At 31.3% G+C, this 17775-nt stretch carries 11 protein-coding genes and 1 pseudogene; 4 read left to right on the forward strand and 8 right to left on the reverse strand.

Going from position 1 to position 17775, the window contains the following annotated elements; translation table 11 throughout:
• Position 1 precedes the first annotated feature (1 nt).
• Positions 2–1645, reverse strand: coding sequence for a bifunctional aspartate transaminase/aspartate 4-decarboxylase (locus tag LEBU_RS03330; protein ID WP_238974505.1), 1644 nt, complete (start codon positions 1643–1645; stop codon positions 2–4).
• 193 nt (positions 1646–1838) lie between these two features.
• Here LEBU_RS03330 and LEBU_RS03335 point away from each other — a divergent pair.
• Together LEBU_RS03335 and LEBU_RS03340 are read left to right on the forward strand one after the other, a co-directional pair.
• A pseudogene (locus LEBU_RS03335) lies at positions 1839–3174 on the forward strand (ISLre2 family transposase).
• Positions 3175–3369: 195 nt separating this feature from the next.
• Complete coding sequence (locus LEBU_RS03340; RefSeq protein WP_015768919.1) at positions 3370–3759, forward strand: carbonic anhydrase; 390 nt, start codon at positions 3370–3372, stop codon at positions 3757–3759.
• Positions 3760–3818: 59 nt separating this feature from the next.
• Here the strand turns inward: LEBU_RS03340 and LEBU_RS11685 are convergent.
• From LEBU_RS11685 to LEBU_RS03370, 5 genes are all read right to left on the reverse strand, one after another.
• A protein-coding gene (locus tag LEBU_RS11685; RefSeq protein ID WP_238974506.1) for an IS5 family transposase occupies positions 3819–4585 on the reverse strand; the annotation gives its coding sequence in 2 pieces (ribosomal slippage) (positions 3819–4261 and positions 4261–4585; 768 coding nt in all).
• A 229-nt stretch (positions 4586–4814) separates the two neighbouring features.
• Positions 4815–5519: a M48 family metallopeptidase gene (locus LEBU_RS03355; protein ID WP_015768921.1), complete on the reverse strand. Its 705-nt coding sequence runs from the start codon at positions 5517–5519 to the stop codon at positions 4815–4817.
• 32 nt (positions 5520–5551) lie between these two features.
• A complete protein-coding gene (locus LEBU_RS03360; protein ID WP_015768922.1) occupies positions 5552–7318 on the reverse strand; it encodes an NUDIX domain-containing protein in 1767 nt (588 codons plus the stop codon).
• 143 nt (positions 7319–7461) lie between these two features.
• A complete protein-coding gene (rsmB, locus tag LEBU_RS03365; RefSeq protein ID WP_015768923.1) occupies positions 7462–8763 on the reverse strand; it encodes a 16S rRNA (cytosine(967)-C(5))-methyltransferase RsmB in 1302 nt (433 codons plus the stop codon).
• 27 nt (positions 8764–8790) lie between these two features.
• Complete coding sequence (locus tag LEBU_RS03370) at positions 8791–10251, reverse strand: glycoside hydrolase family 32 protein (protein WP_015768924.1); 1461 nt, start codon at positions 10249–10251, stop codon at positions 8791–8793.
• Between the two features lie 181 nt (positions 10252–10432).
• Between LEBU_RS03370 and ybaK the strand changes: the two genes are divergently transcribed.
• Together ybaK and LEBU_RS03380 are read left to right on the forward strand one after the other, a co-directional pair.
• Positions 10433–10933 carry a Cys-tRNA(Pro) deacylase gene (ybaK, locus tag LEBU_RS03375; protein ID WP_015768925.1) on the forward strand — a complete coding sequence of 167 codons (501 nt, stop codon included), beginning with the start codon at positions 10433–10435 and terminating at the stop codon, positions 10931–10933.
• Positions 10934–10961: 28 nt separating this feature from the next.
• Entirely contained in the window at positions 10962–11510 is a 549-nt protein-coding gene (locus tag LEBU_RS03380; protein WP_015768926.1) for a sugar O-acetyltransferase, read from the forward strand.
• Positions 11511–11734: 224 nt separating this feature from the next.
• Here LEBU_RS03380 and LEBU_RS03385 read toward each other — a convergent pair whose 3' ends face one another.
• Together LEBU_RS03385 and LEBU_RS12130 are read right to left on the reverse strand one after the other, a co-directional pair.
• Positions 11735–16387 carry an autotransporter outer membrane beta-barrel domain-containing protein gene (locus tag LEBU_RS03385; protein ID WP_015768927.1) on the reverse strand — a complete coding sequence of 1551 codons (4653 nt, stop codon included), beginning with the start codon at positions 16385–16387 and terminating at the stop codon, positions 11735–11737.
• A complete protein-coding gene (locus LEBU_RS12130) occupies positions 16359–17762 on the reverse strand; it encodes an autotransporter-associated N-terminal domain-containing protein (RefSeq protein ID WP_015768928.1) in 1404 nt (467 codons plus the stop codon). The genes LEBU_RS03385 and LEBU_RS12130 overlap by 29 nt, the downstream gene beginning before the upstream one ends.
• Positions 17763–17775: the final 13 nt, after the last annotated feature.

Below are 17775 nucleotides of genomic sequence, written 5' to 3' on the forward strand. Positions count from 1 at the left end.
ACTATAGCTTTTTTTTCTCTTTTGTATACTTTTCGTAATATTCTTTCAAAAGGGATATAATACGGTTTGCTATTTTCTTATAATCATTGTCCTCTAGGTTTGCTTCTGAAATTCTAACTGTACCAGGAGTTGCTCCAAAACCAACTCCTTCCATCAACACAACACCATCTTCCTTTGCTAGATGTAAAAGAAAATCTATTTCCTCAAATTCATTTCTAAGCCATGTTGCGAAGTTCTTATCATAATTTGTCTCTGCAAGTTGATATATGTCAATCAGTGTATAATATTTAGCATTGGAATCACTGTTATCCTCAGGTAAGCCTAATGTAGACATTAAATTGTGGTAACGAATCGCTATAATTTCTTTACAAGCTTCAATGTATTGATCCTTTTCATTTTCAAGAACCAAATGAGTCATAGAGAAAAGAACCATCATAATCTGCTGTGGTGTAGATAGCCCGCTTGTATGATACAATCCAATAGATCTGCTGTCTGCACATATCCTTTCAACAAAGCCCATTTCCGAAGGATTAAATGTAACGATAGAATAATCGCTTTCTAGTTCTTTCTTCTTCTTCTCAGGAAGCTTCTTAATCAGTTCATCAAAAACATTATCTTCATTAATTGCTATAACTCCGAGTCTCCATCCTGTAACACCATAAAGCTTTGAATACGAATAAACCAAAATAGTGTTTCTTGGGCAAACGGAATAAACAGTGCGGAATCCATTTACAAAAGTACCGTATACATCATCTGTTATAATAATAAGATCCGGACGCTTTACAACTACCTTTCTTAACTGTTCCAAATTCTCATCTGTAAGACTACGAGAACCCGGATTTGATGGATTCACTAAGAAAAATGCCTTGACAGAAGGGTCCAAAAGCTTTTCAAATTCAGAATCTGGAATATGCCACTGATTTTCTTCCCTTGCTTGAAGATCGACCTCTGCTAAATCAAAATTTGATAGTCTCGGAATCTGAATATAAGGAGTAAATACCGGTGTGTTGATTGCAATGCGGTCTCCCTCATTAAGTAGTCCATTATGCTTTAAGGAATCAAATATATAAACAATTGCAGCCGTACCGCCTTCTACTGGAAATACCTTAGTATTTTTTCTTAAATTAGCCTTCCCATATAGAATGCTTTGAAGAAATGCATTGATAATGTGCTCCGTATTCTCCAAACAACGGCTAGGAACCGGATAATTATTTCCTATAATGCCATTTGTAAGCTCCAAAATAAGGCTTTTCTTATCTAAATCTAGATGGTCTACACTATACTCCACGATCTTTTTAAGAAATACATCCACCTCATCGTCACGATTTAAAAAAGCATTGTACCTCTCCTCAATTCCATTGGAGTCAACATATCCAGCTAAATCTCCTTTATCTAGAGTTCTTTTGCATTCTGACACGCCAAATTCCATCAGTCTTGCAAAAGCTAATCTTCCCAAGGTATTAATCCAATTAGGATTTCCTCTTCCTGCATTCAAAAATTTCAAATGTTTCTCATTCTTTTCTGATAATTTCAACATATCAAAGCTAATTTCAAATGCACCAAGTTTTTCTAATTTTCTTTCGAAGCTCTTTGTAATCATCTTTAATTCTCCTTTCCTTCTAACTGCATAAGTTTTTCTAACCACAATACAAAAAAACCCTCAACATCTTTTATATTTAAATTATATCATTCGCAAGCCATTTTGTAAATTATTTTTAGTTTAATAGACAGAGTAAAAAATATAGGGGCAAATAAATTTAATTAAATTTCAAATTAACAAAAAAGAGGAAACCAGTTACAATATAATCGCCAAATCCTATTGAAAGGTGGTTCCCTCTATGATTAGAATATCAAATTTTTCTTCACTTGTAAAGACTTTTTTTACAAATATTTTTTCTTTCAGACTTCCGTTTGAGCAGCAGTTTAAGCTGTTTGTCACAAAAGCTTTTGAAACGCTATTTAGAGTTTATGTCAAAAGAGTTGATGATTACTTCTTTCATTCCAACGAAAGAAAAGATAAGTTTAAAAGCAAAGGATTTGTTAAAAGAACTGTTATCACTGCCTTCGGGGATGTAACTTGAAAATATGTAAACAAAAAAACAGGCATTCATTATTACATTGATGAAAAAATTGGACTTAAACGGTATAGACGGCTTTCTGAGGAGATGATTTTTACTATACTTTTGAGTATCAATATGCCACGGCTTCATTTCTTGCAAAAACTTACGGTATTTCAAGGGCTACCGTGTATAATCTTGTCAATTCTTTTCAAATGCCGAAACTTGATATTCAAAGATTTGAAAGAGATGACAATTCGCCAGTATATATGGAGATTGATGAAGATCATATGAGGTGTAGAAGAAGTAAAAATACATATATGAGGATGGTTGTAATATATATCGTGGAATTGAGAAAATCTGCAGAAACAGGAACAAACTCATTGACAAGCACACAATAATGTTTCCTACATCCGTATCGCTTGAGGAAGTGTCGGAGTATGTACTTAACTATCTTGAAAAAAGATACAATATGGACAAAAAGAAACTAATTGTGAACTCTGATGGAGGAATATGGATAGACAGCTTTGTAAGAGAGCTTGGAATTTACAAGCCAATACACATATATGACAAGTTCCATTTAGTAAAAGCCATAGCTGAAATTTCTAAAAGGGACAAGGAAATATCAAAAAATCTTTACAAATGGCTAAAGGGAGACGATTTTAAAGAACTTGAAAATTTTTATAAAAATTTCAAGGAAAAGGAGAATGTAAGTCAGAGAAGAAAAGATCATACGAAGATGCTGTTTAACCAGTATGAGAAGATAAGAAGAATATACACGAAGGAGGACTACATAGGCTTAAGGATGGAAGCCCTTGTGTCCCACGAATGCTCAAGATTTTTGTCAAGCAGGCCGAAAGCATTTTCAAGAAGAAAGATAAAGGCAAGAGCGCTATACCACACTTTCTTTGAAAACTATGGAAAAAACAAGGAAAAAGCGTATGAATTGTACTTTAGCGGCAAAAGAACGAGTTCACTAGAAAAGGTAATAGAGATGGAATGCTTGCCAGAAATTGTTAATGAAACAGGAAAAAGCACAAATATGCCATATTTGAGAGGAGGAGAATGTCCGATTAGGGAAATTTTGAAAGAAATATCACAAAGTAAAATATTTTAAAAAAAGCAGTCAAAAAAGATTTGTTGTGGTATTTAATGATTGCCCCTATATTTTTTACTCTGTCTTATTAAGTTAAAAATTTTGATTTTTGCCATTAGATATGCTATAATTTCAACATCTTTAAGATATAATTTAAATAACTTTAAAATTTTAATAATTTGAAAATATGGAGTTGTTTAAATGAAGGAGGAAATTATGTTTTGTACTTTAGTTTGTTGTATGGATGGGAGATTTATTCATATTGTGAATAAATATATTAGAAGTAATTACAGATATACTTTTGTAGATACTATTACTGATGCAGGAGCTGTGAATAAAATTGTTAGTGATGAGGATTATTTAAAGAGTATAGAAGATAAGGTTGTTTTAATTTCGGTTAATAAACATAAATCTGATCATATTTTTGTGGCAGGGCATAGCGACTGTGCTGGATGTCCTACTGATGATGAAACGCAAAAAGGGTATATTCGTCAGGCTGCCGAGAAAATGCACAAGGATTTGCCTCATGAGGCTGTGACGGGACTTTTTGTCTATGAAAATGGAGAAATTGAGGTTTTAGCTGATTATGATATAAGTGATAATTAATTTAATTAGGGCGTGTCTGAAAACTCAAAATCAATGATATTTTTAATGATTACTTAAATTTATTTTATTAAAATTATTATGCATCCTATATAAATAAAATTTATGAATGTGCTTGCCAGCTTATCATAGCGTGTTCCTATTCTGCGGAACTGTTTAAGCTTATTAAAAAAACATTCCACAAGATGTCTTTCCTTGTAGATATGGTAATCGCATTCCCATTTGTTTACTGCATTTGACTTCGGAGGTATTACACATTCTCCCCCGTGTTTTCTTATGTACTCCCGAACTTCCTTTGTTCCGTATGCCTTGTCTGCCAGTATGTTGCTGTCTTTTATGCTTAGCTGCGACAATATTTTAATTGCTTGCGTACTATCATGAATCTGTCCTGCAGTAAGTTTTATGTACAGCGGATTTCCAAGTCCATCAACAACTGCATAGATCTTAGTTGTCCTTCCACCTGAGCTTCTCCCGATGTGCTGATTCACTTCTGAATTTTTTGCCCTTTTTTAGCTCCTGCACTGCTCTGGTGGGCTTTAACTACTGTAGAGTCAATGCTCAAGTTCTCATAGTCGGCATCTTCCCTTAAATGCTCAAATATTTTAAGCAGAGTCCCCTCGTCACGCCATTTGCAGAAACGAGAATAGACCGTCTTCCATGAACCGAAACGTTCAGGAAGGTCTCTCCAAGGTGCACCGCTGCAGGCAATCCATAGCACAGCATTAAACATCAGGCGTAAATCCTTGCCTGGACGTCCTGTCTTAGCTTTGGGAAACATATGCTTTATTTTATTCCACTGTTCATCTGATATTTCATATCTTCTTTGCATGATAGAAGCCTCCTGTGCTTTTCTTTTATTGTATCAGACTGAGAGCAATGTTTCAACTCATTGATTATGGGTATATTATTTGATAATCATTAAAAATATTATTGATTTTGAGTTTTCAGACACGCCCTAATAAAAAAATAAAGGAACTGTCTTTAATTGATAGTTCCTGTTTTAATTTAAAGAAAAAATATTCTTAATGTTTATAATTTTTTTTATTTTTATTGTAAAATTAATAATAATGTTTAGCATTTAGCATTTTTTCAGCAATCTTGTAATTTGACATATATCGTTCGACATAATTATAGAAACCTTTCCCGTGATTTGGATACTTCAAATGAGTTAATTCATGTAAAACTACGTATTCTATCTCAAAAGGTGTCCTTTTTATAAGCTCCGTATTAAGAGTTATATATTTTTTTACATAATTGCACGAGCCCCATCTAGTTTTCATCGGCTTTATTGCCACTTTCTCCACATTCTGGTCCAATATTTTCAGCCATTTTTCCATAAATTGTGGAAATAACTTTTTTGCATTTTCAAAATACCATTTTTCCATAATTTTTTTCTTTTCGTCAATATTTTCCAAAATATTTTCATTTACTGTTAAAATTATATTCGGCTTTTTTTCATTATTTACTAAATTTACGCCATTAAAATTTCCTGTTTTCACAGTTAAATTGTATTCTTTTCCCAAAAATTTATGAATTTCGCCAGTTTTGTACTCAAAGCCCTTCTGTTTTTCCTTCACATTCTCAACTTTTTTCAAAACACTTTTTATCCAACTTTCTTTAGAACGGATAAAATTTTCAATGTAATCACGATGTAAATTCATTGGCACAGAAATATAAACTTCCATATTGGGCTTTATCCGTAAATTTATATTTTTTACTTTTTTCCTGTGAACTTCGTATCCTAAAATTTTCTCAGTTTTCATTTCTTATTTTAGCTATCCTTTTATACAATATTTCATTTTTCTGTTTTATGAATATGTTCCATAATCACTTTTCTTGATTTTTCTAGTACATCTTTCTGCAATTTATAAGTAACTAATTTTAATGCTTCTTCGTAGGTACACCATTTAAAATCTTCTATTTCGTGAGTTTCTACAATGACATTTTCTTCTTGCGTTATTCCTGCAAAAAATGTGACTTTTTTAATTGTATTTTCATTTGGAATGTATTTTATTTCACGTTCAAAGTTTGGAATTATTTTTATTTTTATATTAGTTTCTTCAAAAACTTCGCGGATTGCAGTTTCTTCTTTTGTTTCGTTACTTTCGATGTGTCCTTTTGGAAAGCCCCAATTTCCGTTGTGCATTTTCACAAGTAGAACTTTTTCTGTATTTTCATTAAAAACAATGGCTCCGCAGGAATTTTCATATTTAAAATTATTTTCTAGCTTGTAGTAATTTACAACATATTTTAACAATTCTTCCTTTTCATTTTCTAATTCATCACCTAAAACAAGGTCATATAGCCTATTTTTAACTTCTCCGATTTTTCGGTTATCAAATTTTAAATTTATAAGGTCAATTCCTGTTATATCCAAATCGTTAAACTGGAGTATTTTTCCTTGTTTTTTTATATTTTCAATTTTGTCCCAGAAATTTTTTAAAATTTGTTCATTTTCTTTTTTAGATTTTATTCCTTTTGAATTTAAATCAGCATAAAATAAATTAAATAGTCTTTTTAAATTTTTATCTTCCATTTCAATAATTAATTTTTTCAAAGTCTTGTCTGAAACATCTTCATAAATTAGCATATGATTTTTTATAATTTTTTTTACAGAGTTTATGGTTTCATTGGAAGCTTTAAGCATTCTTAATTCTTCTTCAGCAATTAATGCACTTTCCTTTTCATGCCCATAAAAATGGAAAATTCCTTTTGCATCAATAATTTTTGCGTTGATTTTTCCCAAGTCGTGAAAAAGTGCAGCAAATCTTGTTATTAAATCGTAATCGCAAAGATGGATGACTTTTATTATGTGATTGAATAAATCATCGGTATGAATAGGATTATTCTGGTCAAAGTTATAGGCATAACGAAATTCTGGAATTATCATTTCCAGAACCCGCAATTTTTTCATTTCAATAAGAGCCTTTTTAGCAAAATTTCCCATAAGAATTTTACTTAGTTCGTCAAAAATTCTTTCTTTTGATATTTTGGTCAAAAATTTTCGTTTGTTGCAAATAGCTTCAGCAGTTTTTTTATCCAAATTGAATCCTAATTTTGAAATAAATCGAAAAGCCCTTAAAATTCTAAGAGCGTCTTCTTCTATTCTCAGCTTTGGCTTCCCTACAAATCTTATTACTTTCCGTTTAATATCCTGCTTTCCGCCATACAAATCAACTATTCCAGTTTCCTCATTATAAGCCAGCGAATTTATCGTAAAATCCCGCCTTGACAAATCTTCTTCGATTGTCTTTACAAATTTTATTTCCTTTGGATATCTGCTATTATAAACTCCTGTTTCTTTCCGAAATTTTGCTATTTCATAACTTTTTCCATTCACTTTTATCATAAGAATTCCAAAGTGAGCTCCCATTTCCTTTGGGTTATAATCAGCAAAAATTCTTTTCAGCTCTGAATATTCTATATCAGTTGCAAAATCATAATCACCGGGATCTTTATTTAGAATCTTATCTCTAACTGCTCCTCCGACAAGAAATCCTGTTCCGTTTTTATTCAGTTGTTTCAATATGAATTTTACATCTTTATCCAAATCAAATCGCATTCCAAATTGTCCTTTCAATTATTTTTTTGTGCTTTTATAGAATAATTTGTTTTCAAATTTATTAATTTTTCTTTTATAAATTTACTTTAAAATATTAAGTTTGGTTATTATTTCTAATTTCATAAAATATACTAAAATCTTTTTTATTTTTTTCTTAATTTTGCAATATAAAATCCATCTAGATATTCATTTTTATACGAAATGTATACTCCTCCAAATTCATCTCTCACAGTTTCAATATTTTCAGGAATTACCACTTCCAAAATTTCCAAATCCTCATATTTTTCCAAGAAATACTGAATATTATTTGTATTCTCATTTTTAGAAAACGTACAAGTGCTATAAATCATTTCTCCACCATTTTTCAAACAATTATATGCACTTTCAAATATCTTTTTTTGAAGTTTCTTCAAACTTTTTATATCATTTGCAGTCAGTTCATATATTTTCTCAGGTTTTTTACGAAGAACTCCAAGCCCACTGCAAGGCATATCCAGTAATATTTTATCAAATTTTGTATTCAAATTTTCAATTTGTGCAGCATCATTTAATTTCACTTCAAAATTGCTGTATCCATATTTATTTTTAAGTTCATTCAATAATTTCACTTTATGCTCGTGAATATCAGTAGAAGTCAGTTTTTTCGGATTAAACAGCTGTAAAATCGCAAGAGATTTTCCGCCAGGAGCAGAGCAAGCATCAAGTACAGTTTCTCCATCTTTCACGCCTAAATTTTTCACAGCTAGATAAGATGAAGCATCCTGAATCACAACATTCCCATTCTTATAAATTTCCGTATCAAAAATATTTGCATTTGATAAATAATAAACTTCACCAACAGAAAATAAGACATCTGTCTTAATATTTTTCAGCAATTCCTCAAATTTCTCACTCGTAATTTTATTTTTATCAAATCTAACTGACAAATAACTTCTTTTTTTATAAGATTTAAGCATTTCTAAATAATCATCAGGATAATCAATTTTCATCTTATTCACAAACCATTGCGGGTACGACAAAACAATACTTTCCCTATTGTCTTTTGGAATTTCCTCATTAAATTTTTCTTTATTTTTCAAAATCGTCTGCAAAGCTGCATTCACAAATCCAACTTGATGTGCATTCAAAATTTTTGCAATCTCTCCAGCCTCAAAAATAACTCCCGCATTATCCGATTCCATAAAAAACAGTTGTGCAACCGAAATTCTCAAAAGCTGCTTTATTTTTCGTTTTTTCACATTTCTAACACTTTTCCCAATCAGATAATCAATATAAATCAAATTTTTTATCACAATATTTACTACATTTGTAATAAACATTTTTTCTTTTTTTGTATAATTTTTTTTAGAAAAATAGTAATTTAACTGGATATTACTGTATTTCCCATTTTGAATTTCATCCAGTAAATTTACTATGTCTAATTTTATATTCTTTTTCTTTGCCAATTTCTTCCTCTCTTATTTAAAAAAACTTTACTTCCATTCCCATTTTTCTATTTTCACATTTACATCTTTATCAGCAAATACACTTATTCTATCTGCATCTTTTTCTGGGAATATTCTTGATGAAAATACTTCCTGTCCGCTATTAATAAACACTTCCACAGAAGAATTATCCACAAAAACAGTAAGTTCCAGCTCTGAAATATTTCCAAGATAAACTTTTCTTAATCTTTTATCAGGTTGCTCACCTTTTGTTCTGTCTAATGCAAATTTTTTGTCATTGTAATCAAATTTTAAAACTGTTTCACTATTTTTACCAGTTCGTAATTTTAATCCAAAATCAGAATTAAAATCACTAAATTTAGCTTTTAATTCATAAGTTGCTCCTGTTCCAATTTTCACTTCTCCAGCTACTTTTCCACTAAATTCAATTTTTTCTCCACGGATACTTTCCATTTCCTTTATTGGCACTTGATAAAGTTTTCCATCGATTACTTTTAATTCTCTTGGTAATGTTAGGCAGTGAATCCATTCATTTTTTACAGTTGGAAAATCTTCCTCTTCTGGAATTCCCATCCAACCCACAATAATTCGTCGCCCTTTGTCGTCTTCCATTGACTGTGGCGCATAAAAGTCGTGTCCTCTGTCAATTTCCACAAAGTCTGATAAAATTTCAAATTCAGTTTTTTCGTAATCTAATTTTCCAAATAGATATCCTGTCTGATATTTGTTATTGTATAAATCTCCTTCTGGCTCTAATCCTTGCGGAGAAAATACGAATAAATCCCTGATTTCTCCAGTTTTTTCATCTTTTAGCTGAAAATAGTCAGGGCATTCCCACATAAATCCAAAGTCTTTAATTTTTCCGTGATTTGCTCCTGCAATTTCTCCTTCAAATTTCCAGTCTTTTATATTTTCTGAACTGTAAAGAACTGCCTTTCCTTCCAAATTTTCACTTTGAATACCAATTACAGCATAAAATTTCCCGTCTTTTTTCCAAATTTTTGGATCTCTTATGTGCCGTGTATATCCATCTGGCTGATTTACAATGCTTGGCTCCCATCTCTCAAAATTTTCTCCGTCGTTGGAAACTGCTAGGCATTGGTAAGATTCTCTATTTCCTTCAGGATCTTTCACATTTCCAGTATAAAATAAATAAAGTTTTTCATCATCCACAATCGCACTTCCAGAATAAACTCCATCCTTAGAATACCAAGTATCAGGACGCAAAGCTGTTTTCATTCTTTCCCAATGTAATAAATCACTGCTTACACTATGAGCCCAAGTTTTGTTTTTATGATTAGTTCCTAGTGGATTCCATTGATAAAACATATGGTATTTCCCTTTAAACTGCGAAAATCCATTTGGATCGTTAATTAGCCCCACAATTCCTTGAATATGATATTTTTGTCGCCAAAAATCTTTTTCAACAATTTCTTTTTTCTCTAAAATTGATTTTTCCTCATTTTCTTTAACTTTAGTAAAATCCATATTTTATCCACCTTTCCTATTATTAAATTTCTTTTTAGTTTCATAAGATTTTATTTATAGTTCTGTATTTTTATTTTTCATTACATTTTACCATATTTTATTGCTTTTTCCAATTAACTTGACTGAAAAATATTATTTTGTTATACTCGAAATAAATAAAATATAGAATGTAGGCGATAAAATGAAACATAAAAAAGAAAAAATAGCTAAAACTAATGCATTGCGGCAACTTGAGCAGCAGAAAATACCATATATTATTCACACTTATGAATGGAGCGAAGATAAAAGTGGTGGGCTTGGTGTCGCTGAGAAATTTCCTGAATTGGCAGAAAGAGTTTTTAAGACGATTGTTCTGAAAGGAAAAAGTAAAAGTTTGTATGTTTGTGTAATTCATGGGGAAGCACATTTGGACTTGAAAAAGGTAGCGAAGGCTTGTGGAGAGAAAAATATTGATTTATTGCCGCTTTCGGAGCTGGAGAAGGAAACGGGATATATTCGTGGAGGATGTTCTCCTGTTGGAATGAAAAAATTGTTTAAAACTTTCTTTGACAAGGAAGTGAAAAAATTTGAAAAAATAATGGTTTCAGCTGGAAGACGAGGGTTACAGATGGAAGTTGAAACAGAAAAGCTAGTTGAGATTGTGAAAGGGACGATTGCGGATTTGACGATGGAAGAAATTTAAATTATATTATGAAAGGATAGTGATTTTTATGAAAGAGAAAGTGAGAATTGGGAAAGAAGAAATTGAAAAAATGATGGAAAATAGTAGAGAAGTGATGAAATTTACTCTTGAACTTAATACAAAATATAATTCAGCACAGGAAATTGTGGAACTAATGTCAAAAATTACAGGAAAATCAGTAGATAAGAGTTTTGCATTATTTCCGCCATTTAATACAGATTATGGAAAAAACATTACTTTTGGAAAAAATGTGTTTATAAATTCTGGATGCAAGTTTCAAGATCAAGGGGGAATTACAGTAGGAGATAATGTTTTAATTGGTCATAACGTTGTTCTTGCTACATTGGATCATAATATTTGTGTAAGCAAAAGAGCGGAATTGTTTGCAGCACCGATTGTTATTGAAGATAATGTATGGATTGGGGCAAATGTTACGGTTACTTCTGGAGTTACTATTGGGAAAGGTTCAATTGTGGCAGCTGGAGCGGTTGTCACAAAGGATGTGCCTGAGTATAGTATAGTTGGTGGAGTTCCAGCTAAAGTGATACGGGAATTGACTGAAGAAGAAAGAAAGTAAAAATATCTTTTGGGAACCTTTTTTTAAAGTCGAATTTAAAAGTTGCGACTATTCTGTTCAAGCTCCTTAAAATATTTTTTTATAGTCTGATATTATAGAAACTCAAATATATAGTCAAAATTATTATTATATTTAAATATACAGTAATAAAAAACAGTGAAACTTTAAATCTCACTGTTTTTATTTTTACAAATTAATTTTTTAGCTTTTGTTTATGATTAAAATTAATAAATTGCCCTAAACCCAATACCACCTTGTATATTTTTACCTTTAGTTTCATATCCAGTATTTACAGTAACTCCAAATTTAGTATTTTCAACTCCTATATTTAAATTAATTTTACCATTTCCACGTTTATCTTCTTTTTCTTTTTCCAAGTTATATTTTCCAGCTCTTGTATATCCTACTCTTGCTTGATTTTTATCTTGAAGTTTACCAATTTCATTTTCGTAAGACGCTGTTAAGCCTACTGATAAATTAGTTTTTACTTTTAATGGTTGAATATATTTAAATTCCATTCCGATCTCAGGTTTTACAGAAAAATAGTCATTTCCTTTTACTTCTAATCTCATTTGCCCTGTTTTCTCTTTTATGTCATTAAATTTTCCATATTCCATTTTTAATGCTCCATACGGACGTAAGTGCGTTCTCTGGCTCATTCTTATGTTATAACTTAATTCATTTTTAACAGCTGTACCATAAGAATGATAAGTTGATTTAGCTTCAAAAATATTATCAACTATTAGAAATTTACGTTTCATATTATTAACTCCAGCGGATATATCTCCTGAAATTGTCCATTGTAATGCTCCATTATGATCTATTTTTGGTGATATTGTTTTGAATAATCCAAATTTAAGCATTGTCTGATTTTCTTTTGATTTTCCAATATCCTTGAATTTGAATTTATTTGTTATTGCTCCAGCATACCATCCGCTTGAATTACCCATCTTGACTTCTTCATCTTCATGAATGTAAGCCACACCATAGGCATTGCTTGTATAGTCAATGATTCCCGCAGTATTAGTTTTATATTCATCTCTTATTCCAAATGTCTTTATTTTATTGGATTGTTTAGATTTTGTATCCCATTCTTTGAATAAGTTGAAAATTTCCTTGTCAATCAAGTTTCCAGTTTCGTATAATCTTTGTTGAATATTGGCATATTGATGTCCCATCATTTCATCAAATGCTTGTGCCAATAATGTTTTTTCATTTTTCCCAATATTGTTTAATTTGTTAAACAATTCTTTCTCCCTTGAACCAAGAGCATTCATATTGTATCTTTGTTCCAGACCATCTGAAAAATTATATACGTCTTTATTTTTAGCAAAGGAAGTATACGGTATTTTTGCTAGATAAACTGATTTTAACTGTTCGCCGTCTACATCTGTTTGAACGGTTCCTACCCAAGTCAATGAACCTGAATAAATGTTCCATTTCTTAATCTGAGGATTTGAGAAAATTGTATTATTATATGGCTCTAATATATTTTCCTTGATTTTTATGGCTTTAGAATTCGTATATTTTGAAGCTTCTGTTCCAAGTATTAAATCAACTTCTGTTTCTTCTGAAAGATAGTTTAAACCTTGGATGGGATTAGTGAATTTTATCCCTGAAGTATCTATATACATTCCAATTTTACTAATAGGTCTGTTTGTGTTCTGGTCGTTATTTTCTGGATCTGTAATTTGGGTAACGGAATTACCTTCAGTAATAAGTTTTGTTGCTGACGAATTAGTATCTATATCAAGCTCTACAGGATTTACCGTTCTTCCGTTGATTTTTATCTCTGGTATCTGGTCTCCTGCTGGAGATATGATCTCAACACTTCCATCAGATATTTCTTTCCCAGTTTTTGGAAGTTTTGGTCTTAAAATTCTTACTTCGGCTGTAATATTAGAACTTCCTTCCTGTGGTACAGTTGCCGAAGGGGATGAATATTCTTCCAGAACTCCATCTCTCTTAACTAGGACTCCAACTCCTGCTTTTGGAAGAATACGAATTGTTCCATAATTTTTAAAGACTGCCCTGTTTGTGACAACTGCTCCAGTAGCTCCAATTGCCTCTGCTGTAGCTGTAATTAATCCATTGTTAATTCCAACTGCTTCCTGATCTAAAAACATACCTATGGAATTTTTTCCTGATAAATGAATTTCTCCGTTATTAATGGCAACTGAACCATTTCCAACCGCGTACATTCCAATTCCATGCTTTCCAGTCACTTCAATTTTTCCAGTATTTGTATTCTCAATTTTTCCAGTATAAACAGAAACATCATTATCTTTATCATAATATCCCGCAGCCATTCCGATTGAATAAAGTTTTTCCTTTACTTTTGATTCTCCGACTTTTATTATTGAAAAATTATCTACAAGTTGTCCTCCCATACTGTAAGTTCCGACATTTCCAGTACCTTGTCTCAAATCAAGTTCGGCTTTATTTGATGCAGTTCCGGCTGTGTAAATTGCATAATTTTGATTTCCTGTTGTTTTAATTTTTGTGTTGTTTATTATGTTTCCTGTTGATTTTTCAGAATATAAAAATATATTTTTATTTTTTAGGGAAACATTTGGAGTATTAGAGATTATCTGGTTATTGTTTCCAGTATTGATAAAAGCAAAGGAATTATCATCTAAATTAATTACAGATAAATCATTGTTTACTGTCTGGTTATCTCCAGTTATAAGAACACCTTTTGCTTCATCTGTTCCAATCGTTAATTTTCCCTTTAAATTTAAGTTTCCACCTAGAGAATAAATTCCTGTCCCAGCTTTTCCAATTGAAATATTAGACGTATTTTGAGTATTTATAGAATATCCGTAAATTCCAAGCGATTTATCTCCACCAGTTATGCTTCCAGTATTTTCTATCACGCTGTTTTTGTTGTTTGTATAAATTGCCATTGTAGGGCTATTTGCTGATGCGGCAGAGCTTACTGTAATTTTCCCAAAATTTTTAATATTGTAGTTTCCAGTACCCAAAGCAAATATTCCAACTGCATTTTCTCCAGTCAGTTCAATTTCTCCTGTTGTCCCATTTACTACTTCCTTAGAGCCAAGTGGACTTTCAAAATTCATTCCAATTGTATTTTTAGAACTGGAAATTATTTTTTTATTATTGTATAGTCCACCCGTCAAGGATGAATATGCTCCAGTTGTATCTGCTCTGTAAAGCATACCGCTTGAACCTTCTCCCAAAGTTATAAGTCCATTATTATAGGCTTTTCCAGCATCTGAAGCTCCCCTGTTATCTTCTGTCAGATAAAGTCCCACTGAATTTTTTCCTATGGAAATATCTCCATTATTTAGGATTTCTCCTCTTTTTGCATAAATTCCTGTAGATTCTTCCCCTGTTAAAATGATTTTATTGTTATTTATCAATTTTACTTTGGAAGCTGGTCTGTTGTTGTTATTTTCCTGACCAATAGCTAGCTGTCTATTTTGAGTTCCTGTCATAACTTTGGAATTCGTAATGGAAGAACTAAGAATTTCCAGTTTATTGTAAGAGTCTGTACTATCGTCCAGATTGACATCCTGATCCAATTCCAAATTACTGTTTACCATTGCTGCAGGAATATAGCCAGTTCCTGTAATTTCAATTGGACCAGATGATGACAGGTTTGTTGGAATTCCAGACAGGACTAGGTTTCCATTTGCTAAGAATAGGAGTCTTGAGCCTTCTTCCATATTTAATTTTAACTTGCTTCCACTATTATTCACAAAGTTGTTTCCATACCATGAAGAAAAGTTAAAAGTTCCAACTGGTGCATTATTCAAGTCGTAATAGAATACTGTTCCTTGATTTTTTATGTTTGCCGTTACATCGTTTTCAAAAATAATTTTTCCACCAGGATTAAATGGAGTGTATGCTGTGTAGAATGTAAGAGAATCTTTCCCTGTGGTTAATATAATATCATTTTTTAATTTTACTTCCCCACCTTTATTTGCAAAAATATTAAAAGCACCATTAGTTGCTGTAATTTCTGCCTTAGATATCTCTATCTTTGAAGTGTTTAAGTAGCTGGCATTATCTCCTCTATTTTCAGCAAACAGACCTACTGACTTAGGTTTTGAAACTTTAATTTTTGTAGTTTCATCAGATTCAATTATACCGCCCTGATTTGCATACATTCCAGTCGAACCTTTAGTGCTTTCAGTAGTATTTCCATCAAACACAATTTTTGCATGATTTTCAATTTTTCCATTTTTTGTTGTAAACAATGCCCTTACTCTGTCTCCAGAAACAGTCATTTTCCCTTTATTTTCAACTTCACTTCCAGCAGAACTTACAATTCCAGTGGCATTTTTACTCTCTCCGTTTGCACTTTCCTTAATTGTAATTACACCTTCATTAACCATTCCAGTACTTGCCTGAACATTAAGTCCAATATTTCCATCTCCACCTTCTATTGTTAATTCTTCGTTATCACCATCTTTTGAAAATTTAATGCCATTTTGCTTATTAATTCTTAAAAGTGTATTTTTTATACCGTCAATAGATTTCAATTTAAAGTTTTTAAATTCTATTAATCCACTTTGAGCAGTAGTTCCATTTCCAATTTGCATACCAGTATTAGATTGTCCATATAATTCAACATTAAAGAATGATTTTTCTGAATTTCCATCAATAGTTGCTTCAAATAATCTTCCTCTAGATAATTTATCAAATTTAAATCCTCTAGAATTTTTACCTTCTATAATAATTGGATTATTTAATTTAAATATAGAAATTGGATGTTGAGTATGTGAGATTCCAGATGTAAAATGTATACCAAGATTATTTGATCCATTTAGTTTTATATTTCCATTATTTGTAAAAATAAAATAATTCAAATAATTCATAAAGTTATAAACCACACGAATGATCGTTGCCATCAAGTATTATGTCACCATTATTTATAAAACTTGAAATAGCTGTATTTCCACCATAATTTGCAAAGTTTACTACAGAACCATATCTTTTTGTAGATTTTATTAGCCCTTCATTTATAAATTTTATAGGTTTACTAGCACTAGCATAATTAGAAAGAGAAACTGCAGAGGTATTTTCAGCATCTGAAATAATTGTTGAGCCTTGTTTTAGAGTCGCGGTGGTAATTCCATTTGAACTTCCATTTATCATAACAATGTTAAGTAAGTTTCTATATTTAGAATGTAAAAATTCATTTGGAGCTGTTCCCGAAGAAATAATGTCCATATTTTCAATGTTAAAATTATGACCTCCTCCCATTCTTACTCCTACTGCCCCATAATCTTGATATCTAAAATTCTTATTAAGATTGTTGTTGTAGTTAAAAACTATATGATGGTCATTACCTTCTATTCCTGTAAAAGTTGTATTGTCTGTTTTAATAGTAAATGTATTGTTATTATTATGCAGTACTTCCATTTTTCCTCTTCCGCTTGTTCCTTTAACATGAGTTTGAGAAATAGGACCTGTGTCTCCAGCATTTGTTCCTACAAGTATATTTGGAATTATACCATTTTCATTTCTAATGTTACTATAATCTTGCTCGTTAACTTTTATAAAATATCTTGTAGAAAAGATATTAGTATTAGGAATTACTGGAGGTGGAGTTACTTCCACATCTCCATCTGGCACTTCAAATGCAGGTAATTCTGGAGTTTGGAAATTAATCCCAGGTCTTGATGCCAGAACTAGCGGCTCAATTCTTGCAATTCTTCTTGGATTTACATTTGGTGATATTTCCCATTCTACTATAGGTTCTTCAATGTCCTGCAATTCTACGTTCCCATATGAGTTTTCCTTCATTTTTGAAGAAACTAGGCTGTACTTGGAACTCAAAGGGGAAACTGTTCTGCCAAAAATATCCTTGCTTCTTGTAAGATTTCTGTTAAATTTACTTGCTTTGTCTCCCATTCCATTATAAGGAATTCTCCAGTCGTTATACTGATAACTGTTTCCAAATTGCCATGAACTCCAAACAGGTTTTATCACGTGATCTCCCTGTTCCATTAACTGGATTATCTCAAGATTTAATTGACCTATTGATTTGTTATTCTCATTTTTAGTTTTCTTCAAATTTTGTCTGAGTTTGTCAGTTGATGTCTTTATTGCTTTTACTTGATTTTCTATATTGTCTGCCTGTGCAGAAAATAGATTAACTTTTGTTCCTATTGAACCTGTTAATAAAAATACGACTAATATCCTGTCAGTATATTTAAAATTCTTCACTCTTTTTGCAAAAGATTTTAAATCTTTTTTTAATCTTATAAAATTTTTATTCATGGTGTTTATATTC

The sequence above is a fragment of the Leptotrichia buccalis C-1013-b genome (assembly GCF_000023905.1).
GTDB lineage: Bacteria > Fusobacteriota > Fusobacteriia > Fusobacteriales > Leptotrichiaceae > Leptotrichia > Leptotrichia buccalis.

Coding starts and splice junctions, on each gene's coding strand:
- LEBU_RS03355 (WP_015768921.1), bottom strand. CDS start 5,519: ATGAAAACTGAGAAAATTTTAGGATACGAAGTTCACAGGAAAAAAGTA.
- LEBU_RS03360 (WP_015768922.1), bottom strand. CDS start 7,318: ATGCGATTTGATTTGGATAAAGATGTAAAATTCATATTGAAACAACTG.
- LEBU_RS03385 (WP_015768927.1), bottom strand. CDS start 16,387: ATGGCAACGATCATTCGTGTGGTTTATAACTTTATGAATTATTTGAAT.
- LEBU_RS03370 (WP_015768924.1), bottom strand. CDS start 10,251: ATGGATTTTACTAAAGTTAAAGAAAATGAGGAAAAATCAATTTTAGAG.
- LEBU_RS12130 (WP_015768928.1), bottom strand. CDS start 17,762: ATGAATAAAAATTTTATAAGATTAAAAAAAGATTTAAAATCTTTTGCA.
- LEBU_RS03380 (WP_015768926.1), top strand. CDS start 10,962: ATGAAAGAGAAAGTGAGAATTGGGAAAGAAGAAATTGAAAAAATGATG.
- LEBU_RS03340 (WP_015768919.1), top strand. CDS start 3,370: ATGTTTTGTACTTTAGTTTGTTGTATGGATGGGAGATTTATTCATATT.
- ybaK (WP_015768925.1), top strand. CDS start 10,433: ATGAAACATAAAAAAGAAAAAATAGCTAAAACTAATGCATTGCGGCAA.